At 58.9% G+C, this 25982-nt stretch carries 10 protein-coding genes; 7 read left to right on the top strand and 3 right to left on the bottom strand.

Annotation, left to right across the window (positions count from 1 at the left end):
- The 7 genes from HBO24_RS28870 to HBO24_RS28840 form a co-directional block, all read left to right on the top strand.
- The coding region (locus HBO24_RS28870; protein WP_170060812.1) for a condensation domain-containing protein at positions 1-2937 on the top strand (2937 nt) is incomplete at its 5' end.
- Positions 2934-6104, top strand: coding sequence for an amino acid adenylation domain-containing protein (locus tag HBO24_RS28865; protein WP_170060811.1), 3171 nt, complete (start codon positions 2934-2936; stop codon positions 6102-6104). The genes HBO24_RS28870 and HBO24_RS28865, both read left to right, overlap by 4 nt.
- 125 nt (positions 6105-6229) lie before the next feature.
- Positions 6230-6736 (top strand): RNA polymerase sigma factor, encoded by a 507-nt coding sequence (locus HBO24_RS28860; RefSeq protein WP_225923851.1) that lies wholly within the window; start codon positions 6230-6232, stop codon positions 6734-6736.
- Positions 6733-7677, top strand: a complete 945-nt coding sequence (locus tag HBO24_RS28855; RefSeq protein ID WP_170060810.1) for a FecR family protein — start codon at positions 6733-6735, stop codon at positions 7675-7677. Before HBO24_RS28860 ends, HBO24_RS28855 begins: the two co-directional genes overlap by 4 nt.
- Positions 7635-10274 carry a TonB-dependent siderophore receptor gene (locus HBO24_RS28850; protein WP_262153099.1) on the top strand — a complete coding sequence of 880 codons (2640 nt, stop codon included), beginning with the start codon at positions 7635-7637 and terminating at the stop codon, positions 10272-10274. The genes HBO24_RS28855 and HBO24_RS28850 overlap by 43 nt, the downstream gene beginning before the upstream one ends.
- A 108-nt stretch (positions 10275-10382) precedes the next feature.
- Positions 10383-13001 carry a TonB-dependent siderophore receptor gene (locus tag HBO24_RS28845; RefSeq protein ID WP_262153100.1) on the top strand — a complete coding sequence of 873 codons (2619 nt, stop codon included), beginning with the start codon at positions 10383-10385 and terminating at the stop codon, positions 12999-13001.
- Positions 13002-13246: 245 nt separating this feature from the next.
- The gene (locus HBO24_RS28840) at positions 13247-15787 is read left to right on the top strand and encodes a TonB-dependent siderophore receptor (protein WP_169961404.1); all 2541 of its coding nucleotides are present in this window, start codon (positions 13247-13249) and stop codon (positions 15785-15787) included.
- Between the two features lie 69 nt (positions 15788-15856).
- On the opposite strand, the gene HBO24_RS28835 is transcribed toward HBO24_RS28840, so the two are convergent.
- From HBO24_RS28835 to HBO24_RS28825, 3 genes are all read right to left on the bottom strand, one after another.
- Positions 15857-16813: an alpha/beta hydrolase gene (locus HBO24_RS28835; protein ID WP_057959168.1), complete on the bottom strand. Its 957-nt coding sequence runs from the start codon at positions 16811-16813 to the stop codon at positions 15857-15859.
- Positions 16814-16881: 68 nt separating this feature from the next.
- Positions 16882-25458 (bottom strand): non-ribosomal peptide synthetase, encoded by an 8577-nt coding sequence (locus tag HBO24_RS28830; protein ID WP_170060809.1) that lies wholly within the window; start codon positions 25456-25458, stop codon positions 16882-16884.
- Positions 25458-25982, bottom strand: a 525-nt coding sequence (locus tag HBO24_RS28825) for a phosphopantetheine-binding protein (protein WP_262381569.1), incomplete at its 5' end; no start/stop codon positions are given. The genes HBO24_RS28825 and HBO24_RS28830, both read right to left, overlap by 1 nt.

Below are 25982 nucleotides of genomic sequence, written 5' to 3'. Positions count from 1 at the left end.
GACGTCGCTGGCCATTCGCAGTTGGTGGCGTACGTGGTTGCCGTGCAAGCGGTCAGCGATGAACAGGCGCTGCGTGAGGCGTGCAAGCGTCAGCTCAAGGGCGACCTGCCGGAGTACATGGTGCCCAGCCATTGGGTATTCCTCGCCAGCCTGCCGCTGACTCCCAACGGCAAGCTCGATCGCAAGGCGTTGCCCGCGCCGGATGCCAGTGCCTTGCAGCAGCACTATATCGCGCCGCGCAATGTCTTGGAGCAGCAGATTGCCGAGGTCTGGCAACAGGTGCTGGGTCTGGCGCAGGTGGGGGTGAGCGACAACTTCTTCGAACTGGGCGGGCACTCGCTGCTGGCCACCCAGGTGATTGCGCGGCTCAAGCAAACCCTGGCCAGCGACCCTGGCTTGCGGGACCTGTTCAATGCTCCGGTGTTGGAAGACTTTGCCGCCGTGTTGGCGGGCCGCTCGGCCGCGCAACCGGCGCAGATCGCCTTGCGCGCCCATGGCCCGCGCAGCACTGCGCCCTTGTCCCTGGCCCAGCGCCGCTTGTGGGTGGCCGAACAGTTCTCGGCCGGCAACGGCGCGTACGGCATGCCGCTGGCGTTGCGCTTGCGTGGCGAAGTCTCGGTGCCGTTGCTGATCGAAAGCCTCAAGTGCGTGGTGCAGCGTCATGAAGTGCTGCGCACCGCCTATGTAGCAGACGATGACGGCGATCCATTGGCGGTGATTTCGCCAGAGGTGGCACTGGACTTCGCCCTGGTCGACCTGTCGCACCTGGACCGTATCGAACAGGAAGCCCAGGTCGCCCAGGCCACGCTGGACAACACCCGACACCCGATCAACCTGGCACAAGCGCCGCTGTTGCGTGGGCAGATCCTGCGCCTGGGTGCCCATGAGCATGTGCTGCTGTATTCGATGCACCACATCATTTCCGATGGTTGGTCGATGGCGGTGCTGGTGGGTGAACTGGTGCAACACTACGCCGCGCTCAAGCACGGCCGTGGCATCGACTTGCCGCCGCTGCCGGTGCAATACAGCGACTATGCCCAATGGCAACTGGCGCTGGAGCAGGCCGGGGTCTTGCAGCAACAGGCCCGCTACTGGAAGGACGCCCTGGCCGGTCATCCCGGCCAACTCCTGTTACCCACTGATTTTCCACGGCCGCCAGTACCGTCTTTTGAAGGCTCCAGCGAGTCGTTCAGCGTGCCGCCGGCATTGGGCGAGGCACTCAAAGGCTTGTCCGGCCGCCACGGCGTTACGCCTTACACCACCTTGCTGGCGGCATTCCAGGTGTTACTGCATCGCCTGGGCACCAGCGACGACTTGCTGGTGGGCGCTGATGTCGCGGGGCGCCAGCATGCCGAGCTGGAAGGCTTGATTGGTTTCTTCGTGAATATCCTGCCCCTGCGTTCGCGCTTCGACGCAAAGGCCCGGTTCAGTGATTTCCTCGCTGCTGCGCGGGAAACCTCCCTCACGGCATTCGAGCATCAGGACCTGCCCCTGGACATGATCGCCGAAGCCAGCAACGTGCCCCGGCACAGGGGCTTCAACCCCTTGGTGCAAGTGCTGTTTGTGATGAACAACCTGCCGGTGCACAGCGCTGGCCTGGCGGACATTGCCGTGGAGGTGGTGCCCAGCCTGGGCGGCTATTCCAAGTTCGACATGGCGTTGTTCATCGACGAAGAAGCCGGGCAGTGGCAAGGCACCTGGCAGTACGCCAATGACTTATTCAAACAAGAGCGCATTACCGAGCTTGTGAGCGCCTGGATGGGAATTCTTCAACAGATTGTCATGGATCCAGACATCCGATTAGGGGACATCATCATGCCGTCGAATACCGCTGTTGCTCCTGCCGCACCTGCCAGCCCGAAAGCCGACAAACTGGGCAAGTTCCTCAAGAAACCGTCGAGCCCGGTGGCCAGGGCCCCGCTGCCGGCGATGCGTGAATCGCTGTTGAACGCCGACCAGGTGTTCCCGTTGCTGATGGAGCCCAATGATCCGGGGCTCGACCTGGTGACGTGGGTCCAGGCCAATCGCGCCTTGGTCGAGGAGAAGTTGGCGCGGCATGCGGGGATCCTGTTCCGAGGTTTTGCCATGCGTGATATCCACGATTTCGAGGCCTTTGCCGAAGCAGTCCAGCCGGGCCTGTACGGCCAGTACGGCGACTTGCCGAAGAAAGAGGGCGGCAAGAACACCTACCGCTCTACGCCGTACCCGGAAAAGAAAATGATCCTGTTCCACAACGAGAGCTCGCATCAGGATCGCTGGCCGCGCAAGCAACTGTTCTTCTGCGAGCAACCGTCGCCCGTGGGCGGTGCCACGCCGGTGGTCGATTGCCGGCAGATGTACCTGCGTTTGCCGCAAGCGTTGCGCGATACATTCGAAAGCAAGGGCCTGCTGTATGTGCGCACCTTCGCCGATAAGCTCGACGTGTCCTGGCAGCATTTTTTCAAGACCGAAGACCGCGCCCAGGTCGAGCAGCGCTGCGCGCTGGCTGGCATTCAATGGACCTGGCTGGACAACGACGAACTGCAAATCCGCACCCCGTGCCCGGCGATCATCACCCACCCGACCACGGGCGAGAAAACCTTCTTCAACCAGGTGCAACTGCACCACATCTACTGCCTGGACCCTGACGTGCGCGACGACCTGCTGGGCCTGTTCGGTCCCGAGCGGATGCCGCGCCACGTGTACTACGGCGATGGCAGCCCGATTGAAGACGCGGTGATGCAACTCCTGGGCGAACTCTACGAGGTCTGTGCGGTGCGTTTTGACTGGCGCAAGGGCGATGTGATCCTGCTGGACAACATGCTTGCCGCCCACGCCCGCGACCCCTTTGAAGGCCCACGCAAAATCGTCGTGGCCATGGGTGAAATGATCGAGCGGCGCGACCTGGAAACGGTAACGCCCTCTACACGTATGCAAACTGAAGGGACTGAGGCATGAGTACGCTTAACGATGCAGGCCTGGCGCTGCTCCCGGAACAACAACAGCGGGTGCTGGACGCACAGGACGGTGCGAGCTGGGGTGATATCGCGCACCTGTTGCATATCCAGATCAAGGGCGCGCTCGACGTTTCACGCCTGCAAGCGGTTTTAAACGGTTTGAGCCAGCGTCACACCGCGCTGCTCGCCCGATTGGCGACGGCGCCCGGTTATCGTGGCCTGCGGCAGTTCTTTGAGGCCGGTGCGGCGAATGTGGCATTGGCGGTGGATGAGTCCAGCGACACCACGCAGGTCTTGGTGCAGTGGTGCCAACGCCCGGTGAGCCTGGCGTCCGGGGTGTTTTTCGAGGGTCTGTTGCAGCGTATCGACGCGCAACACTGGCAATTGACCCTGGGCTTGGCGGGTTTTGTGGGGGATCAGGCGAGCCTGGGGATTCTTTATCAAGACCTGTGTACGGCGTATGAGCAGGGCAGTTGCGCCGTGGATGAGGAGCTGGGGCAGTTTGCCCAGTACCTGGAGTGGCATGCCGAAGTAGTGCTCGACGAAGATGCCGATACTGCCAAGGCCTATTGGCAAGCCTGCCTGCCGAGCACTGGGGTGCTGGCACCGGAGTTGCCGGTGCGCTACGCGGACACTGCGCCGGGCAAGGCCGGTGGGCAGACACTGACTGCCGCCCTCGACCCACGTGTGCTGGAGCGCCTGAGCCAACTGGCAGCCCAGCACAACACGCCGGTGACCACGCTATTGCAAGCAGCCTGGTGGGTGCTGCTGGCGCGCGTCAGTGGGCGCGAAGGTTTTGTCGCGGGCCTGCGGCATGACGCGCGCCAGGACTATGAGTTCTTCGCACCCACCGTGGGCCTGCTGGAAAGAACCCTGCCGTTGAACCTGAACCTGGCGCCGACAGCATCGTTCACGCGTGTGTTGGCTGAGCTGACCGGTGTGCTGGAGACCCATGGCACCTGGCAAGAATATGCGCCGCTCGACGCCGGCCTGCCGCTGACCCATGGCTTTGGTGTGCGCCAGCAACCGGCAGCGCGCACAGTGGGGGCATGCACCTGGAGCGGCGCCTACAGTGCTGATCTTCGGCCGCTGTTTGAACTGGCGCTGAATGTCGATATGGAGGAGGGCGGCGCTGTCACCGGTCTGTCGCTGGACTATGCCGCTGCCGTTTATAGCCAGGCCGCGATGCAGACGCTGCTGGCGCAGTATCAAGTGCTATTGGGCAGTCTGCTGGAGCAGCCGGACGCGGCCATCGCAACCCTGAGCCTGTTGGGTGAGGCGGAACGCCAACGCCTGCTGGCGTTCAATCCCGCGCCGCAAGTGCTGGAAGAGCGGGTGCTGTTGCCTGAGCATATTCTCAATTGGGCCGAAATCACCCCGGACGCGTTGGCATTGGTCGCGGGGCAGCAGTCGCTGACCTACGCCGAGTTGGATGCCGGCGTGCGTCAATTATCCAGCCGTCTGCGTCAAAAAGGTGTAGCCCCCGGCAGCATCGTCGCCCTGGCCTTGCCGCGCGGCGTGGCCCAGGTGCTGACTATTCTTGCGACCTGGCGCACAGGCGCTGCCTATCTGCCGCTGGACCCGAACTGGCCAGTGGCGCGCCAGGCCCAACTGGTGGAACTGGCCGGTGCGCAACTACTGGTCACCCAGGGTGTGGCTTTGGATGGAGTCGGTTGCGCAGTACTGGACCTCGATCAAAAGGTGCAGCAACCGCTGGCGCAAGGACCTAGTGCAACCCTGCAAGGCCAGGACGCCGCTTATGTACTGTTTACCTCCGGCACCACCGGGGTGCCCAAGGGCGTGGTGGTCGAGCATCGGCAATTGCTCAATTACGTCGCGGGCGTCAGCAGTGAACTGGAGCTGGCTGCTTGCCGGCACTTCGCCCAAGGCTCCACTGTCGCGGCGGACCTGGGTAACACCAGCCTGTTTGGTGCGCTGTACAACGGCGCCACCTTGCATATCGCTGACGAGGCGACGATGCAGGATCCCGAAGCCTTCGCAGCCTTCATCGACACCCAGGGCATTGATTGCCTGAAAATCGTGCCGTCCCATCTTGCCGCCTTGCTCGAAGCACCGCAGCCGAAGGTGCCGGCCACCCTGATCCTCGGCGGCGAAGCCATCGGTCAGGGGACGGTTGCGCGCATCTTCAACCTGCGCGCCGATTGCCGTCTGTTCAATCACTACGGGCCCACCGAAACCACCGTTGGCGTCGCCGTGCATACAATCAGCCCGGACGACTTGCAAGACCTGGCCATTCCCCTGACTCGGGTATTGCCCAACAACCAGTTGTTCGTCCTCAACGAGGGCCTGCAACTGGTGGCCTGCGGCGAACTGGGTGAGCTGTATATCGGCGGCCAGCAATTGTGCCGTGGCTACCTGAATGACCCGGCGCAGACCGATGCAGCGTTTATCAACAGTCCGTTTAACCCTGGCGAACGGTTGTACCGCAGCGGCGACCTGGCCCGCTACCTGCCACAAGGCGGTATCGCGCTGTATGGCCGGCGTGACCATCAGGTTAAGGTGCGCGGGTTCCGTATCGAACTGGCAGAAATCGAACAACAACTGCTGCGCGTGCCAGGCGTGAGCGAAGCCGTGGTGCTGCTGGCGCACGATGAGCCGGTCGCCTTTGTACTGCCGAGCCAGGACGCGCCTGCGGATTGGCTGCAAAACCTCAAGCAGCAAATGGCTGAGCGCTTGCCGGCGGTGATGGTGCCGCACCAGTACCAGGTGGTGCAGCACATGCCGCGCCTGGGCAACGGCAAAGTCGACCGCCAGGCCTTGCAGAATCTGGAGTTGGTCGAAGAAGACGACACCTTCATCGAGCCCCTGGACGCCCTTGAAACCTTGCTGGCCAGTCGCATGGCCCAGTTGCTGGGGCGCGAGCGCTTGAGCCGCGACCGCGACTTCTTCGCCGCCGGTGGCCATTCGCTGCTGGTGATCAAGCTGGTCGCCGGGATTCGCAAACTGCTGCACTGCGAAGTCCACCCCGGCATCGTGTTCGATCACCCAAGTCCCGGCGCACTGGCCCAGGCCTTGCGCGCCCAGGAAGATAGCCCAGGCCAGTTGGAGAAACTGGCCCAGGCACGTTTGCGGCTGGACGCAATGAGTCCAGAGGAGAAGGCCGCGCTGCTGGAGAAGGCGCGCCAACAGGCGGCGGTGCAGAGCTAAAACGGTTGCGGGCGCTGCCAGTCAGTCAGCGCTCGCAAGTTTTATGCTGTTGCGAACGATTCTCATAAATTGTAGTCTAGCGCCCCCTATGTGTGCCCTGCACACGGATGCTCATGGAGTGTGCGTTGGATAATCTGGACCGGTTGTTTCGCCTCTATCATCGCGAACTGCAGCAGATTGCCTACCGTCGCCTGGGCGACAGGGAGATGGCTGCCGATCTCGCTCAGGACGCATTCGTGCGTTACGTTGGCCTGGATCGACAGCAGCGCACCCATACGATTATCAACCCACGGTTTTTCCTGATTCGCGTGTTGCGCAACCTGATCATTGACCTTGGGCGCAGCCGCACGCGGCGCGGGCCGATGGACTCGCTGGAGGATGTGCAGCACGAACTGCTGGATCCGTGCCCGGGGCCGGCGGCACTGGTGGAAATGCGCCAGCAGTTGCAACTGTTGCATCAGGCGTTGAGTGAATTGTCCGAGAACAGCCGCCAGGCCTTGTTACTCAATCGCCTCGATGGATTGGGCCATGCCGCCATCGCCCAGCAGCTTGGGGTTTCCCCCAGCATGGTCAGCAAATACATCATGAGTGCCGTGCTGCACTGTGCCCGTCGCCTCGGGATGACCGAGTGACACGCGACCCTGCCCCGAGTAAACCTTCGCCGCTGCTGACCGAGCAAGCGTTGCAGTGGCTGGTCGACCTGCATTCGGGCAGTGCCGAGGCACCGTCTTGGGACGCCTACCTGCAGTGGTGCGAAACCTCCCCGGAGCACCAACGCGCCGCCCATGCGGCGGAGCGGTTGTGGGAGAGCCTGGGCAGCGCACTGGAGCGTCCGCCCGCGTCGTCACGCCGCTTGCTGCAACTGGGACTTGTCGTCGCGTTGAGCCTGGCAGGCGGTTTGTCCTGGCAGGCGGAGCAACAAGGCTGGATGGCGGACCAGGTGACCGGCCTGGGTGAGCACCGCCGTGTGACACTGGCCGACGGCTCACACCTGGAACTGGCGCCACGCACGCGTGTGGATATCGAAATGCACGGTAATCGTCGTGTGCTGCATCTCTATACCGGGGAGCTCTTTGTCCAGGTCGCTCCCGATGCCCAGCGCCCATTCGAAGTACGCGCCGGCCGTGGCAGCCTGCGAGCGCTGGGCACCGGCTTCGACGTGCGGCGCGAAGGCGAGCAGGTGCGGATGGTCGTCACCGAACACACGGTGCGCGTGACATTGGACGACGATCCACAGACCACCGATGTCGAGGCCGGTCAGGCCGTGCAATACGGCCCGGAAGGTCTCTCGCGCACCCAGCCAGTCGACGTCGGCACCGCCACGGCCTGGCGCCGCGACAAACTGGTGTTCAACCGCCAGCCCCTGGGTGATGTGCTGGAGCAACTTGGCCGCTACCATCGCGGCGTAATCTGGGTCCGTGACAGCGGCCTGCGCGACCTGCCCGTGACCGGCATCATCGCCACCGACGACACCGACGCCCAATTGAAACTGCTGCAACGCACCTTGCCGCTGCGGGTGCGCTTGCTGCCGTGGCTGACCGTGATCGAGCGCGACGACTCGCCGCGACAGTAACTCAGCTTGCAAAAAATACACTTGCCGCCGCTGTCGGGTTTCAGAGGGTTGACGTCTTTCCTGTTGAGATTGATTTTTATTTGGCTGATTTCAGCAAGGGGAGCGTTATGCAGCATCTGATCAGGCACACTGCCTTGAGCCTGGCACTTGCCACGGCCAGTGCCGTGGGTATGAGCCTGCCGGCACAGGCGGCGCAGCAGCAGAAGAGCGACAGCCGGACCTACGCTATCGAGGCCGGTCAACTTGACCAGGTATTGACGCGCTTTGCCGAGCAGTCCGGGTTGCGGTTGATGGTTGTCAGCGAATTGGTGGCTGGTCAGCAGTCGGACGGGTTGAGGGGGAACTACCCGCTGCAGCAGGGGCTTGATCGGTTGTTGCTGAACAGCGGCTTGGTCGCCCGATTGAGTGATGATGTGATTTTGATTGAGAAGGCACCGGTACAGGGTGGTGCGTTGGAGTTGGGGGCTACCACCATTCAGGGGCAGGGGATGGGGGAGATGACGGAGAATTCGGGGTCCTATACCACGGGGTTGACCAGTATCGGCTCGAAGACTCCGACCCGGTTACGGCAGACGCCGCAGTCGGTGTCGGTGGTGACAGCGCAGGTTATTGAAGAAAAGCGCATGACCGACCTGGCCGAAGCCATGAAAATGACGCCAGGCATTACGGTTACGAACAACAACTTCCGGTTGTCAGACTTCTCCTCTCGCGGCTTTAACATCGAGAACATTCAAATCGACGGTGCTGCTCCTATGGCCCTGGGCACCACGTCGGGCAGTTTCTATTCCAACAAGAGCTACGACCTGGTGGAGTACGACCACGTCGAAGTCTTGCGGGGTGCGTCCGGGTTATTTGGCGGCACAGGTGACCCTGGCGGCATGATCAACCTGGTGCGCAAGCGCCCGTTGGACGTTTACCAGTTAAAGGTCGATGTCTCGGCGGGGAGTTGGGACAACTACCGTACCCAGATGGATGTCACGGGGCCTTTGGGGTTCGACGGCAAGTTGCGTGGGCGAATGGTGGCGGCCTACACGGATCGTCAATACATGGCGGATGACCGAGGCCTGGAAAAGCCGATTTTCTACGGGGTGTTGGAAGCGGATATCACGGATGACACGCGCCTGACCCTGGGCGGGCGCTCTGAGCGTATCCACGAGACGGGTTCAGGCACGGGCTTGCCGCGTTACCTCGATGGCCGGGACTTGGGGCTCTCGCGAAGCGCCAGCCTGACGCAGAATTGGGCCTACCTGGATGGTCGATCCCAGGAAATCTTTGGCAAGATCGACCATGAGTTCAACGATAACTGGAAGGGTAACGTTTCTTACACCCAGACCCTGGATTCTGGCTTCTCGAAAAGCGCCTTTTCCTTTGGTGCAGTCGATCCTGAGTCCAGGACAGGGCCCAATACCGGGGGCTCCAACAACAAATACCGCAGCGATCAAAAGCTGTTTGATGTGAATCTTGCGGGTAAATTCGAGGCAATCGGGTTGCAGCATGAGCTCCTTATGGGGATGGATCACCAGAAAATCACCAGTTCATGGGCGGGGACTGCCCAGGCCACTGGATCGGGTGTACCAATCGATGTATTTAACCCAGCGCCCTGGCTACAGCCCGACACCAACAAAGATTTTTTCCACCGATTCAGTCCCAATACCCAGGTGCAGTACGGCCTGTATTCGACGCTGCGTCTGCAACTGGCCGAGCCGCTGCACTTGATCGTTGGCGCTCGGGCACAACGTTATAAATTTGATCAGCTCTATCGGTCCCGCGATAAGCAGGGCGTCTGGGGAACCGACTCGGATATATCGGTTCGTGAAGCCACCAAGGTTGTTCCTTACGGCGGTATCGTCTATGACCTCACGGATGAATGGTCGACCTACGTCAGTTACTCCGAGATTTTCAAACCGCAGCAAACCAAACTGCAGGGTCCGTATCCCGGCAGCTCAATCGAACCCATGACCGGCAAGACCTACGAGACCGGGCTCAAGGGCGAGTTGTGGGGAGGGGCCGTCAATACATCGCTTGCGCTTTACTACACCGCCCGCAAAAACGAGGCGGTCCTGGATCCACGCTATGAACAGATGAGTGTGTTGCACGGTGGCAGTTGCTGCTATCTGCCTCAAGGGGAAGTGACCAGCAAGGGTGTTGATATGGAGTTCACCGGCGAAGTATTGCCGGACTGGAACGTACTGGCCGGTTACACCTATAACCACAACCGCAATCGCACTCAAGCCAAAGTGTTCAGCAGTGTGACACCCAAGCATCAGGTCAAACTCTGGTCTACCTACCGTCTGCCAGGTCTGTTCAATGACCTGAAGGTGGGCGGCGGCGTGAATCTACAGAGTGCTACTGATGTCAGCGGGACAACCTGGTTTGCCCCTCAGAAGCGGTATTACGATTTTAAATACAGCCAGTCCGGATACGCTGTTTGGGACGCCATGGCCGAGTATCAATTGGATGAGAACTGGAGTGTGCTCTACAACGTCAATAACCTGTTCGACAAGCACTACTACAGCAAACTTGGGACGCCTTCCTCGGGCAACTGGTACGGCGATGAGCGCAACCACATGCTGACCCTACGCGGTACTTTCTGGTAAGTCGCAGATAAAAAATAAGCCCGCGTGATTGCGGGCTTTTTATATGTGCGGATGTTGTCTTGGCTGAATGTGACGATTCGCCGTGAAAGCGATTTATGGCAAAAATAAATGCATATAGCCACTGTCGGTGTTCAGAGGGCTGGCGTCTTTCTTGTTGAGATTGATTTTTATTTGGCTGATTTCAGCAAGGGGAGCGTTATGCAGCATCTGATCAGGCACACCGCCTTGAGCCTGGCACTTGCCACGGCCAGTGCCGTGGGTATGAGCCTGCCGGCACAGGCGGCGCAGCAGCAGAAGAGCGACAGCCGGACCTACGCTATCGAGGCCGGTCAACTTGACCAGGTATTGACGCGCTTTGCCGAGCAGTCCGGGTTGCGGTTGATGGTTGTCAGCGAATTGGTGGCTGGTCAGCAGTCGGACGGGTTGAAGGGGAGCTACCCGGTACAGCAGGGACTTGATCGGTTGTTGCTGAACAGCGGCTTGGTTGCCCTATTGAGTGATGATGTGATTTTGATTGAGAAGGCGCCGGTACAGGGTGGGGCGTTGGAGTTGGGGGCTACCACCATTCAGGGGCAGGGGATGGGGGAGATGACGGAGAATTCGGGGTCCTATACCACGGGGTTGACCAGTATCGGTTCGAAGACTCCGACCCGGTTACGGCAGACGCCGCAGTCGGTGTCGGTGGTGACAGCGCAGGCGATTCAGGATAGCAGGGGGGTGGACCTGACCGACGCGTTGAAGCTGACGCCTGGGATTACCTTGAAAAAAACCAGTGTTCGCACCACTGATTTTTACTCTCGCGGCTTCATGATCCAGAACATCCAGATTGACGGCGCCGCGCCCATGGCCTTGGGTAATTCGGCGGGAAGTTTTTACTCCAACAAAAATTACGACCTGGTGGAGTTCGACCACGTAGAGGTGCTGCGCGGAGCGTCAGGGTTGTTCGGCGGCACGGGGGATCCGGGGGGTATGATCAACCTGGTGCGCAAGCGTCCATTGGATGCCTACCAGTTGAAGATCGACACTTCGGCAGGCTCCTGGGACAACTATCGTACCCAGTTCGACGTAACCGGGCCTATGGGCTTTGACGGTAAGTTGCGTGGCAGGTTGGTGGCGGCCTACAGCAACAATGGATCTTTCCAGGATCATATAAGCGACGAGAAACCAACGGTGTATGGGGTGCTGGAAGCTGACATCCAGCCAGATACCCGGGTGACTTTTGGCGGCCGCTCCGAGCGAATCCATGTGAATGGCTCCGGTATTGGTTTACCGCGGTACATCACCGGCGATGACCTGGGTTTATCCAGGCGTACGAGTCTTACACAGGGTTGGGCCTATCAGGACGGCCGGTCACAAGAGCTGTTTGCCAAGATCGACCATGAGTTCAACAGCGATTGGAAAGTAAACGCGACCTACACCAGGACTCTGGAGTCCGGGCTTTCGAAAAGCGCTTTTGCCAGCAATGGACTCAATCCGATCACGTTCAAAGGTACTCATTGGGGCGGTAATACCACTGCGTATCGCAGCCAACAGGGATCGGCAGATATCAACCTTGCCGGGAAGTTTGATGCGTTCGGTTTACGGCATGAATTTTTGCTCGGTATGGATCATCAGAGAATCACCAGTCGGTGGCGCGGAACGGGACAAAGCGAAGGGGCAGGTGGTGACCTGAATGTGTTTGATCCAGACTCCACACCTTGGCCTCAGCCGGCAACCCGTAAGGACTTTTTCCGTGATTACAACCCCAATGACCAAGTTCAGTACGGGTTGTATTCAACCTTGCGTTTGCAACTCGCCGAACCTCTGCATCTGATTGTTGGTGCCCGTGTCCAACGTGTTAAGTACAACCAGACCTATATGGCTGATTGGGATGGGAGCGGCTTTAAGCCGGAATCCGACGTGTCGTCCCGGGAGCCTACCAAGCTCACACCCTATGGCGGTCTGGTCTACGACCTGAATGATGAGTGGTCGACTTACGCAAGCTATTCCGAGCAGTACAGGCCTCAGCAGTTGAAATTACAGGGCCCCGCACCAGGTTCGCCACTTGAGGCAATGAAAGGCCGCGCCTATGAAGCTGGGTTGAAGAGCGAACTGCTTGGCGGGGCGGTGAGCACCAATTTCTCCATTTACTACACCGAGCGGGAAAACGAAGCGGTACGTGACTCCCGTTACCCATCGACCGATGTCCAGTTCGGCGGCAACTGCTGTTATCTGGCAGAAGGCAAAGTAGTCAGTAAAGGCCTCGACATTGAGGTGTCGGGTGAAGTGATGCCTGACTGGATGCTGATTGCCGGCTATACCTATAACAACAATCAAGACCGAACGAAAAATGCTGCATTCAGCGCTATCACCCCCAAGCATATGGTCAAGTTTTGGTCCACTTACCGCCTGCCAGGTGCTTTCAATGATGTGAAGCTGGGAGGCGGGGTCAATCTGCAAAGCGCCACTTACGTCAGCGGATCTGCTGGTGTCCTGGATAAAATGGGGAATCCGGTCAAGGATGCCGATGATAAAGACCTATCCATTCCCTTTGATTACAAGCAGTCAGGCTATGCAGTCTGGAACGCGATGGCCGAGTATCGCCTGGACGAGAACTGGACGCTGGCCTACAACCTCAATAACGTATTCGACAAAACCTATTACACGGCTGTGGGGTCTTCCTACTCCGGTAACTGGTACGGCGACCCTCGCAACCACATGCTGACCCTGCGCGGTACCTTCTGGTAAGCACGGCTTTAAATGAAAAGGGACATCGTGAGATGTCCTTTTTTGTTTCTGTTACAAAGTGATTGAGAATCCGTCTAAATTATTTTTATCCCGAACGTTCATTAATGGCTCGATACCGATTCAAGTCAAAACCGTCCCTCTGCAACAGGGAGTGGAGTCCGGACGGTTTAACTATATTCAGGCCATTCCGCCCCAAGAGTGGAAGGCCTTCGACATTAATGACATATCTGGGGCTAAACCAAACAATGAAACGCGAGAGTAAAAGGTTCAGGCAAAAACTCTTCAATGCTCCCCTCTCTTCCTGCCGCAGTTGCGTGTCGATGGCGGTCCTGGGGTTGACTCTCAGTGTCTGCGGCGGGGCGTTTGCCCAACCCATACAGGTGAATGTACCAGCCCAGTCGCTGGACAAGGCGCTGACCGAACTGGGCAAGCAGACCGGCCTGCAAGTGCTTTTCGGGCCGGATATGGTCGCGGGCAAGAAGTCCACCGCCGTCAATGGCAGCCTCGAACCTGCAATTGCGCTTGAGGCGCTGCTCAAAGGTGCAGGCCTGAGTTTTCGGATTGAAAACAATACGGTTATCCTCAGCCCTGAAAGTGGCGCGAGCTCAGCCCTGGAGTTGGGCGCCACCACCATCCAGGGCCAGGGTATGGGACAGATGACGGAAAACTCCGGCTCCTATACCACCGGCCTGGTCAGTGCCGGTTCAAAAACGCCCACCAGCCTGAGGGACACACCGCAGTCTGTGTCTGTCATCACCCAACAGGTCCTGCAAGACCGGCGCATTGTTGATCTGTCCGATGCCATGCGGCGCACGCCAGGCATCACCGTTAAAAATGCCAACTATCGGATGCCGCAGTTCATCTCCCGTGGTTTTCGTATCGATAATATCCAGATTGACGGTGCTTCACCGATGGATATTGGCTCTGGAATCGGTACGTTTTATGGCAACCAAACCTATGACATGGCCGAGTTCGACCATATCGAAGTCTTGAAGGGCTCATCCGGGCTGTTTGGCGGCACCGGTGATCCGGGCGGCATCATCAACCTCGTTCGTAAGCGCCCGCTGGATTACTTTCAGCTCAAGTTCAACACCTCGGCAGGATCCTGGGATAACTACCGTACTGAAGTCGATGTGACAGGGCCGATGGCCTTTGACGGCAAGCTACGAGGACGGGTAGTGGTCGCCAATTCCGACCGACAGTACTTCATGGACAACCGTAGCACCGAGAAGCCTTTTATCTATGGTGTTCTGGAGGCCGATGTGTCGGACACGGCTCGAGTCACAGTCGGTGGACGTTATGAGGAAACCCATGAAAATGGCACGGGTGATGGTCTTCCTCGGTTCAGTACCGGACAGGATCTAAAATTAAAACGCAGTAGATGGTATACGCCCAACTGGGCTTATGCAGACGTCAGTACTCATGAGTTGTTCGCCAAGTATGATCAGGACTTGACGGACGACTGGAAACTCAACGTTTCCTTCACCAATAGTTTCAATAAGTCCACCACCAAAGGTGCGTTTCTCACGGGCTCTCCCGACCCAATCACCCTCGAAGGTGCAACCTGGGGAGGGAGTTACGTTAAAACCAGGAGTGAGCAGTCTCTGTTCGACGCTAACGTGTCCGGGAAATTTACGGCATTCAATCGCGAGCACGAACTGCTGATTGGCGCCGATGCGCAGAAGGTAACCAGTCGTTGGCAGGGAACGTGGGGCATGGCCGGGTTCTATCCGATCGACGTCTACAACCCGGAACTCACGCCTTTACCTCCGTCCAGCATAGGCAATTCAAATGATTTTACGCGTGACTACAGCCCAAACACCCGCAAGCAATATGGACTGTATTCGACGTTGCGCCTGCAGTTAACCGATCCGCTGAAGTTAATCATCGGGGCCAGGGCTCAGCGTTATAAGTTTGAACAGACGTACACAGCCGTAAATGATGATGGTGCATGGGCTGTTGAGTCCCGAACGAACCATCGTGAGCCAACTAAGTTGGTGCCTTTTGGTGGCCTGGTCTATGCCCTCAACGATGAATGGTCGGCGTATGCCAGTTATTCTGAAATATTCAAACCCCAAGCCCAACAACTGCAAGGCCCAGTGACTTCCGGTGTAGCGCTGGAACCTATGGTTGGCAAGACATACGAGACCGGCATAAAGGGTGAACTCTACGGTGGGGCGTTGAACTTGTCGGCCGCGGTGTTTTACACCAAGCGGGAGAAAGAAGCGATTGAGGATCCGCGGTATCCGCGGCAGGCCGCTCTATATGGAGGTAGTTGCTGTTATTTGGCCCAGGGCGAGATCACTAGCAAGGGGATTGAGCTTGAGGCCAGTGGTGAGATAACGCCTGGTTGGATGGTGATGGGTGGCTACACCTTGAATCTTATAGAAAATGGCACCAAAGAGACCTTCCTCACCACGGTGACGCCCAAGCATCTGGCAAAGTTGTGGACTATGTACACACTGCCTGACCGCCTCTCCGACTGGAAAGTCGGCGGCGGTGTCAATGTGCAGAGCGCCAGTTATGCCAGCGGTATCGCTTACCGGGTAAAAAAAGAAGATGGTTACTACGACAGCTACGATAAGACACCGTATGACTTCGCCCAAGGCGGTTACGCCGTATGGGACGCTATGGTCGAATACAAGGTCGATGAAAATTGGACTGTTGCCCTCAATGCAAACAATCTGTTTGACCGTAAGTACTTCGAGACGCTGAAAACCTCCGAATACGGTAATTATTACGGCGAACCGCGTAACTACATGCTGACTGTACGCGGTACGTTTTAGGTTTGTCTTGGTAGTTGTATAAAAAAACCACCTCAAGCGAGGTGGTTTTTTGTACCTGCTCAGCCTGGACTATTGCTGCGCCAACCAGCGGTCCACCGCGCTGTAAATACCCGCAATATCCCCAGTAATCCCGGACATACGCAGGAAATCGTGGGTCAGACCATTGTGCGTGAGCAAGGTCACTGGGGTTCCTGTGTTCTGCAAGAGCTCGGCGTACTCCAAGCCTTCGTCATACAGCGGATCGTACTCGGCCAGGCTGATGTAGGCCGGCGCCAAAGCGCTCAACCCTTGGGCGCGCAATGGCGAGGTGCGCCAGTCGCCGCGTTGCACAGTGTCCGGCGTGTAATGCCGGTAAAACCATTGCAGCGTCTCGCTCTCCAGTAGATAACCCTCGGCATACCGTTGGTGGGAGGGGCGGGTACGTTGGGTGTCGGTGACCGGATAGAACAATAACTGGGCCTGTGGTTTAAGCACCATCTCCTCGGGCGACTGTACGGCACTGATGGCCAGTACTGTTGCCAGGGTTGCGCCAGCACTGTCGCCGGCGACGATCACCTGGCGCGAGTCCAACTGCAATTCTGCGCCATGGCCGGCAAGCCAGTTGGCGCTGTCCACCGCATCATGCACTGCCGTGGGGAACGGATACTCCGGGGCTAGGCGATACGCCGGGGCCAGTACTGCATGACGGCCGTTGGCGGCCAAGCGTCGGCAGATCGAGTCGTGGGAATCGAGACTGCCAACCACATAGCCTCCGCCATGAAAATACAGGATCACTGGTAGCGCGCTTTGCTCTGTACCGGCCTTGCGGTAGAGGCGGGCTGCCAGTTGATGGCCATCGCGCGTCGGTATCTGTAACGCACTCACGTTGATGGCGCCGGGCGGGCTGGGATCAAGAATCTGTGACGTCAGGTCGAACTCGGCACGCGCGGCTTGCGGTGTGAGTTGGTGCATCGGCTTACTTTTGCCGCTTAGGCGGCCCATCTCGGCCAGTTCCAGAAAACCTTCGAGGTCGGGGTCCAGAGGCATTGCGTGTTCCTTATAAGGGGTAGCCAAACAAAAGCGCCCCGGGCGACAGACCCGAGGCGCTGGCAGAATTAACCGGTAACTACTTCACGCTGCGGCAATTGCTGGAGGAGGCTGTGCAGCAGTTGATTGTTGTTGAGCATCTGGTAATGCCCGGCGACGATCCGTTCGTCCAGTACGCTGCCCGCCACCGGGTTGGCAAAGTCTGGTGTATTGACGTCGCAGGCCCACCAGCAACAGGCCGATACGCGTGTCTGTGGCAACGCATTGAGGTTCAGGGATAGGGCCTTGAGCTTCATCGCAACCTTAAACGTCTGGGCCAACTCTTCGACACCGATATCGCCGAACGCCGAGGTGCCATTGATTTGCTTGCGGACCTGCGCAATCAGTTGCTCAAGCGTTGTCTGAGGGCACTCGGCTGGCAGCGTCAGCAGGGGCAATTGCCCAGCGGGCTGGGCGAAGATCACCGCGAGGAAACCGCGCAAATCATCGCCCCAATCCAAGTCGGGGGCGGTAGGGGTAGCAGAAGGGATGAAGCTGTCGATCAAGCCCAGGAACTCCACTTCCTGGCCCTGTTTCTCAAGCTCCTGGGCCACCAACACCGCGAGAGTGCCCCCCAGGGACCAGCCGACCAATTGATAAGGCCCCAGGGCCTGTTTCTGGCGGATGTACTGGGCGTAGTCGATGGCCATCGACACGAGCGACTCGTCCTGCCAGTCACGGTCGAGCAGCATGCGGCATTGCAAGCCATACACGCTGCGCTGGCCTTCCAGTCGGCGGGCGATGGGGTTGTAGTCGAACACTGTGCCAAAGCCGGCATGCAGGCAGAACAAGGGCTGGGCGTGAGGTACGCGACTGTTGAGCAGCAGTAACGGATCCAGATCGGTTGCCGGGGCGAAGCCCGACAGTTCAGCAATGGTGGGTTTACCGATCATGTCCCGCAGTTTCAATTCCAACCCTAAATCAGGCTGGTTGCGGACTTTGGACAGTACTTTGAGGATGCGCAGCGAATCGCCGCCCAACTCGAAGAAGTTGTCGGTCACCCCCACGCTTTCCAGCTCTAACACCTGTTGCCAAATGGTCGCCAGGGCCTGCTCCACGGCGTTGCGTGGGGCTACGAACTCACGGCCCTTGAAGTCGGGATCGGGCAGAGCCTTGCGGTCGATCTTCCCGTTGGGATTGAGTGGCAATGCGGCCAGACGAATGATCTGCGCGGGTACCATGTAGTCCGGCAAGTCGGCCTGGAGCACACCCCGTAGGCGCTCTGCAGGTGCCTCATCGGCCGGTGTCACGACGTAGCCAATCAGTTGTTTGCTAACCCCCGCATCGCGGGCGACAACCACCGCATCCTGCACCCCAGGAATATGTCGCAGCCTGGACTCGATTTCGCCGAGTTCGATGCGAAATCCACGGATTTTTACCTGATTGTCCAGGCGTCCCAGATAGTCAATCGTACCGTCAGGCCGCTGACGGACCAGATCGCCGGTTCGATACAAACGCGTGCCATTGGCAGCGAATGGATCAACGACAAACCGTTCGCTCGTCAACCCCGGACGCTGATGGTAACCCCGGGCCACGCCTTCACCGCCGATGTACAACTCACCCGCCACACCTTCAGGCAACGGATTGAGGTGCTCGTCGAGCACATACAGCGTGCGCTTGCCAACCCGTGTACCAATCGGTGCATACACCGCGCCGCAGGTTCCACTGGCGGCGACTTTCCACAGTAGTGGTGTTACCACTGTTTCGGTTGGGCCATAGCCATTGGTCAGGTACTCAGGTTTGAGTGCCTGCTTGACCAACTCAAAGTTGGCGTCGGCCACTGCATCCCCGCCAAAGCAGTAGATGCGCACCGCTGGTGGCGCCTTGCCGCAATCCCGGGCGTACTCTGCCAGTTGTTGCAAGTAGGCCGGCGGAAAACAGGCGATGCTGATCTGGTGGGTGTGCAAGGCTTGCCAGGTTTCTTCGGGTGTCCACAAGCGATTCTCGCGCACTACCAATTGTCCCGCGTGGGACAGGGTACTCAGCCAACGCTCCTGGGCTCCATCGAAGGCAAACGACATAAACAGAAGTTCGCGGGTACTGCTATCCATTTCATAGCGTTGGCCAATGGCCTGACAGTGCATGCGAATCTGCCCATGACTGACCGCCACCCCCTTGGGGTTGCCGGTAGAGCCTGAGGTATAGATCAGGTACGCGAGGTTGTCCGCGTCCACTAGCGATGCCGGGCAACTGTCGGGCAAGGCCGCCAGTGGCAGGGTGTCAAGTTCGATCAGGGCGGGCACCCACGGCTGGTCGAAGCGCTTGCGCAACGAGCTTTGGGTCAGCAGTACCGTCATGGCCGAGTCTTCGACGATCCACTTCACCCGGTCTTGCGGGTAGTCGATGTCCAGCGGGACATAAGCACCACCGGTCTTCATCACCGCATAGAAGGCGACGACCACGTCCACCGAGCGTTCTAGGGCGATACCAACGAAGGTCTCAGGCCCCACCCCTTGAGCGATCAGGTGCTGGGCCAGGCGGTTGGCACGCTGCTCCAGTTGACCGTAGGTCAGTTGGTGATGCTCACAAATGACCGCGACTGCATCGGGATTGTCGGCTGTATGGTTGCGAATTTGTGCCGCCAGCAAGGGCAGGGCGCAGGCTCCGGCAATTAGCTTATTGCCTTGTTCCAGGGCATGTTGCTCATCGGCATCGATCGTGGACAGGCTGCCCAGGGTGGCTCTCGGATTGTCGAGCATGGCCAGCAACAGGGTTTCAAAGCTGCGGCGTAGTTGCGCGGTCGCCTCCGCAGTGAAGCGATTACGAAGATACATAAACTCGACGGTCAGGCGATTACCCAGGTTGACCGCCAGGTCCATGGCGAAGTTAGTCACGCCCTGGGTCCTGGTTTCACCGAACGTCAGTTGGTCCTGCTCGGCCTCATGGAGGCGCTCATCCACTGGGTAGTTTTCAAACACGATAATGCTGTCAAACAGCGCCTGGCCGCCTTGCCCCGACCAGCGTTGTACGTCGGCCAGTGATGCATGTTCGTGATCGCGAACTTCCACATTGTAAGTTTGCAGTTCAAGCAACCAATCGACCACGGTCTGCTGTGGTTGTGGGGTCTGAATGATCGGCAAGGTGTTAATAAACAACCCCAGTATTTCATCAGATGCTTCAAGACTGGGGGGCCGTCCTGCGACGGTACCGCCAAAGCACACGCTGTCTTGTCCTGTATAGCGTTGTAGCAATAACAACCAGGAGGCCTGGATAAAGGTGTTGGGCGTCACGCGCAGCTGTTGTGCCTGATCTTTCAGGCGCCGGGTTTGTTGCACGTCCCAGTTGAGGTAAAGCGCCTCGTGCCCTTCGCCACTAGGGTCCGGCAGTGGCGATAGGCTTTTGGCGAGAATGGTTGGCCCGTCCAGCCCTTGTAACTTGGATTTCCAGAAAGCTTCCAGAGATGCCTGTGACTGGGCTTGCAACCACGCGATGTAGTCGCGGTACTTGCCACGCTTGGGGGCCGGGACCTTACCGTTGTAGACCTCGAATACTTCGGCAAGCAGACGCGAGCTGCTCCAACCGTCCAGCAAAATGTGGTGATGGGTCCAGACCAGATACAACTGCTCGGCCGGCAGTTTGACCAGCGTCAGGCGCATCAGCGGTGCCGTAAGCAGCTCGAAGCCTGCGCGGTTATCGGCTTCGACCAGGTCTTGCAGGTCTTGCGCATAGTCCTCACGGTTCTGCCAATCAAGAATGTGCAGGGGCAAGGCGGCTTTTTTGAACACCAGTTGGAGCGGCTCAACCAGATGGCTGGCGGTCCAGAAGCTGGTGCGCAGGATTTCATGGCGTTCGACGACCGCCTCCCAGGCGTTGGTAAAGCGCGCGATATCCAGGCCGCTGACTGTTACGGCAGTCTGATTGATGTAAGCCGCCGCTTCGGATGCTTCAAGGGTGTGGAACATCATCCCTTGCTGCATCGGTGACAGTGGATAGATGTCCTCGATTTGCCGGACCGGGAGGCTCAGTGTGTCCAGTTGTGCCTGGCTCAATCCGGCCAATGGGAAGTCGGAGGGTGTTGCACCTTGGTGGTGGGGGTCGCAGCAATAGGCGATCAACTGTTCGAGCGCCTGCAGGCAGCTGTCGGCGAGGTTCTGGATGACGTCGACAGGGAAGACTTCATGGCTGAAGGTCCAGCCCATACTCAACTGGTTGTCATAGACTTGGCTGTTGATGGTCAGCCAGTTGCCCAAAGGCGCTTCGCGGTTTTTTTCGGCGCCGCGCTCCTCGCCGGTAGGCACAAACAGCGCCCCTTTGACACTGTCGAAACTGCCGTCGAACTGGCCCAGGTAGTTGAAGGTAATGCGCGGCACGGCCAATGCACCCAGGCGTTCCCGAGTCTGAGCATCCCCGAGGTAGCGCAGGACGCCAAACCCAATGCCTTTTTCGGGAACCGCCCGCAGTTGCTCCTTGACCTGTTTGATGGCTTCACCCAAATCCTGATGGGCGGTCAACTTGACCGGGTGTAGGCTGGTGAACCAGCCGACGGTGCGGGTCAGGTCGATATCATCGAACAGGGATTCGCGGCCATGGCTTTCCAGTTGGATCACGACGTCGTCGCGGGTGGTCCATTGGCTGACTGCAAGGGTCAGGGCAGTCAGCAGCAGATCATTGATTTGTGTGCGATAGGCTGCGGGCGCGACTTGCAGAAGTTGCTGGGTCAGGGTTTTGTTCAACTGGATATCGACAGTCGTCGCCTGGCTATGGCTCAGGTTGCCGTCAGGGTTGGCGTGGGGCAGGTCATGGCTGGCGGTATCCAGTTGTTGTTCCCAGTAGGACAGTTCCTGTTGCAGGACATCGTGCTGACCGTAGGCCTGCAATTTTTCACCCCAGGTTTTGTAGGCACTAGTCTTTTCCGGCAACCTGATCGTCTGACCCGCTTGCAGTTGACGATAGGCCAGCTGCAAATCATCAAACAATATCCGCCAGGACACGCCATCCACCACCAAATGATGGATGGCCAGCAGCAAACGCTGGCTGCCGTCCTTCAAACCCACCAGCACTGCCCGCAGCAGCGGTCCATCTTGCAGGTTGAGGCTGCGCTGGGCATCGTCACCCAACGATTGCAACTGCGTGGTGTCGTCGATTTGGGTTTGCCATAGCACTGATGGCGTGGTCGGACGGTACTCGGCCCTCCAGCCGTGGTCGGCCTGATGGAAGCTCAGACGCATGGCGTCGTGGTGTTGGATCAGGGCATCGAGTGCCTGCTCCAGCAACGGCAGTTCCAGGTGCGTGGCGGGCTTGAGCAGCACGGACTGGTTCCAGTGGTGTCGCTCGGGGATGTCGGTGTCGAAGAAAAGGTGCTGAATCGGTAGCAGCGGGGCGCCGCCGGTGATCGGGCCTTGGTCGATCGCCAGGCCCTGACCGTGGTTTTTCGCCACGCTGGCCAGGCCTTGGATGGTCTGGTGTTGGAACAGGTCCTTGGGGGTAAAGTGGATGCCGGCTTGGCGTGCGCGGCTGACGACTTGGATGGAGATGATCGAGTCGCCGCCCAGCTCGAAGAAGTTGTCGTTCAGGCCGATTTTTGCAACCTTGAGGACGTCTTGCCAGATGCTGGCGATGCGCTGTTGCAGATTGTTCTGCGGTGCCACGTAAGCGTGCAGGGCCTGGCTGGCATCGGGGGCGGGCAGGGCTTTGCGGTCGAGTTTGCCGTTGGGCGTCAGGGGTAGGTTGGTGAGGAATACCCAGTGGCTGGGCACCATGTAATCCGGAAGGTGCTCCTTGAGTTGGTACTTGAGTGTGTCACGCAGCAGCTTTTGAGCCATCGCATCACCTAGGGGGCCTGGTGTGGTTGCATAAGCAACCAACTGCAGGCTGCCGCAGACTTCCTGGGCTAATACGACTGCTTCGCGAATATCTCCCAGTGCCAACAGGCGCGCTTCGACTTCGCCGAGTTCGATACGAAACCCACGAATCTTCACCTGATGGTCGATGCGCCCTGCGTACTCAATGACGCCATCGGCGCGATAACGTGTCAGGTCGCCAGTGCGATACAGCCGCTCGCCGTTGGTGGAAAACGGGTTGGGTATGTACTTTTCGGCGGTCATCGCGGCTTGGCCGAGATAGCCTCGGGTGATCCCGGCGCCGGCCAGATGTAACTCCGCTGCAACCCCTGTGGGAACGGGTTGCAGGTCGGCATCGAGCAGGTAGCTCTGGGTATTGTGCAGCGGGCGGCCAATGTTGGCCTGGCCTGCGACTTCGCGACGAGCCCAGGTGGAGTATGTGGTGTCTTCGGACGGCCCATAGAGGTCGTAGACATGCTCAACTGCGGCCTGGTGGTAGAGATTCTCCACCAGCGATTGTTTCAGTGGCTCGCCCGCAAGGTTAATGATGCGAATGCTGTCAGGGATTTGCCCGGCGCGCAGCAAGGCATTGATCGCCGAGGGTACGGTATTGATCAGGCGCACCTGATCCCGGGCGGGCAGGTCGGGCAACTCCAGGGCATTACGAGCGAGGATCAGTGAGCCGCCGTTGGCCAGAGTGACGAAGATTTCCCATACCGAGAGGTCGAAACACACGGAGGTCGAGGCCAGCACGCCTTGGATATCTTCTTGGCTGTAGACCTCCTGCGACCAGTGGACCAGCGCCAAGACATTGCTATGGGTAATGGCCACGCCTTTGGGTTTGCCAGTGGAACCGGAGGTGTAGATCACGTAGGCCAAATTGTCGGGCGCGGCTTGGCTGGCCGGCGCGGTCAGCGGGTAGCCCGCCAGTTGATCTATCAGCAACACCTGAGCCTGGGTGCGCGGCAGTTCGGCGAGCAATTGGGCTTCGGTCAGCAGCACTTGGGCGCGGCTGTCTTCGAGCATGTAGGCGACTCGGTCGGCGGGGTAATCCGGATCCAGCGGCACATAGGCGCCGCCGGCCTTGAGTACGCCGAGCAAGGCCACGATCAAAGCGTCGGAACGCTGCATGGCCACGCCGACTCGCACTTCGGGGCCAACGCCCAGCTCGATCAGTTTGTGGGCCAGTTGATTGGCCCGGGCGTCCAACTGGCGATAGCTCAGGGTCTGGGTACCGCATGTCAGGGCCACGGCGTCCGGCTGACGCGCCACCTGCTCTGCGATCAACCCATGAATGCTGTGTTGTTGTGGGTACTCAGAGGCTGTGGCGTTCCAGTCGCGCAAGATCTGCTGCTGTTCAACGGCACTGAGCAGCGACAAGCTGACGATGGGCTGCTGCGGGGCGGCGATACAGCGTTCGAGCAGGTTAAGCCAATGGTTCCCGAGGCGTTCAACAGTGCTGGAATCAAACAGGTCGCTAGCATAGTTCAGGGTAGCCGACAGGCCCTGGGTTGATTGGAACGTGGTGAGCGTCAGATCAAACTGTGCGGTGCGGTTACCCCACGTGATACCTTCGACGTTCAATAAGGCGGCCGACGCCGGTTGAGTGGTTGCGCTGCCCTGATGGTCATTGAGGTGGTTGTACATCACCTGGAACAACGGGTTGAAGCTCAGGTTCCGTTCTGGCTGCAAGGCCTCGACCAGTTGTTCGAAAGGCAGGTCCTGATGCGCCTGGGCATCCAGTGCCGTTTGCTTGACCTGCGCCAAGAGTTCGCTAAAAGACAGCGTGTGATCGAAGCGTGCTTTGAGCACTTGAGTATTGACGAAAAAACCCAGCAAGCGCTCGGTTTCAACACGGTTACGGTTTGCTACAGGTACGCCTACGCGAACGTCGGGCTGGCGGGTGTACTTGTGCAACAGCGCCTGGAACGAGGCGAGCAGCAACATAAACAGAGTCACATTGTGTTGCTGGGCAAGCTGCTTGAGGTTGTGTTCCAGGGAGGCTGGAACCGTGACTGCAATGTTCGCCCCTCGATAGCTCTGGACAGCTGGCCGTGGGTGATCGGTGGGTAACTCCAATACGGGTTGTTCACCACCCAATTGGGCTTGCCAATAAGCCAGTTGGCGTTCGCTTTCACCGGCCTCCATCCAATGACGTTGCCAGATGGCATAGTCGGCGTACTGGATTGTCAGCTCTGGCAAGACGTTTGGTTGGCCTTGCTGATAATCCGAGTACAGTGCAACCAGTTCATCGACCATCACCTGCATCGACCAGTCATCCGAGACGATGTGGTGCTGGGTCAGCACCAGTACATGGTCATCCTGGCCCAGCTGTAGCAAGGCTACACGCAACAGTGGGCCTTGCTGCAAATCAAATGGCTGGTAAGCCTGGACTTGGATAAATGCCTTGATTCCTGCGTCATCGAGCCCCGAAACGCTGCTTTGCTGGATCTGCATCGGCATGTCGAGGTGAATAATTTGCAATGGTCGATCTTCGCCATGTGCAAACGTGGTGCGCAGCGTCTGGTGACGGGCGATTAAGGCGTTGAAGCTTTGCTCCAGCGCCACGACGTCCAGTTTACCCTTGAGTCGCAGGGCAGTTGGAATGTTGTAGGCTGCGCTGTCGGGGTCTAGTTGCCAGAGCACCCACTGCCGTTCTTGAGCGAAAGAAAGTGGGATGGATTCGAAGGCTGACTGCACTTCAGGGATTGGCAGGTTGGTGGGTGAAACCCCTTCAGCCAGCATTTTTTCCAGGTACAGCTTGCGCTTTTCCAGGGGCAGGGTGATGAAACGCCGGGCAATACGGGCGGCGACAGTCTTATCCATCAGAACTCCTCCATTTCATCGAGCAGGGCTTCAAGTTTGTCGAGTTTCTGCGCGGTGACAGGTCCTGCCTGCTGCTCAAGCTGGGCGGTAAACGCGCCCAGAGTCGGGTGTTGGAACATCAACTGCGGCGTCAACTGCATACCCAGCTCAAGTTGTAGGCGCGAGACCACGCTCACGACCAGTAGTGAGTGCCCACCCAGTTCAAAGAAATGGTCCTCCAGGCCGATAGGCTCGACTTTCAATACGTCTTGCCAAATCGCTGCGACCTGCTGTTGCAAAGGACTACAGGGCGCTACATAGGTTTTTTGCGCCAGACTGGCATCCGGCGCCGGCAACACCTTGCGATCGAGCTTGCCATTGGGGGTCAGCGGCAGGCTGGCGAGGAAGACCCAATGGATGGGCACCATGTACTCCGGCAGGTCGCCCTTGAGCTGACGCTTGCACGCCTCACGCAGCGCCTGTTCATCGCTGACCGCTTGCACGGCAACCACGTACGCCACCAACTGCGAATGGCCAGCGACGTC

Source organism: Pseudomonas sp. WS 5410 (assembly GCF_012985645.1).
In the GTDB taxonomy this organism is placed as follows: Bacteria; Pseudomonadota; Gammaproteobacteria; order Pseudomonadales; family Pseudomonadaceae; genus Aquipseudomonas; species Aquipseudomonas shahriarae.
Note: the sequence above shows the minus strand (reverse complement) of the source record. Positions and strands in the feature narration are given on the sequence as shown.

Excerpts from the sequence above, each read along its gene's own strand:
- HBO24_RS28845 (WP_262153100.1), top strand. The coding sequence starts at position 10,383 with ATGCATATAGCCACTGTCGGTGTTCAGAGGGCTGGCGTCTTTCTTGTT.
- HBO24_RS28865 (WP_170060811.1), top strand. The coding sequence starts at position 2,934 with ATGAGTACGCTTAACGATGCAGGCCTGGCGCTGCTCCCGGAACAACAA.
- HBO24_RS28840 (WP_169961404.1), top strand. The coding sequence starts at position 13,247 with ATGAAACGCGAGAGTAAAAGGTTCAGGCAAAAACTCTTCAATGCTCCC.
- HBO24_RS28830 (WP_170060809.1), bottom strand. The coding sequence starts at position 25,458 with ATGGATAAGACTGTCGCCGCCCGTATTGCCCGGCGTTTCATCACCCTG.
- HBO24_RS28835 (WP_057959168.1), bottom strand. The coding sequence starts at position 16,813 with ATGCCTCTGGACCCCGACCTCGAAGGTTTTCTGGAACTGGCCGAGATG.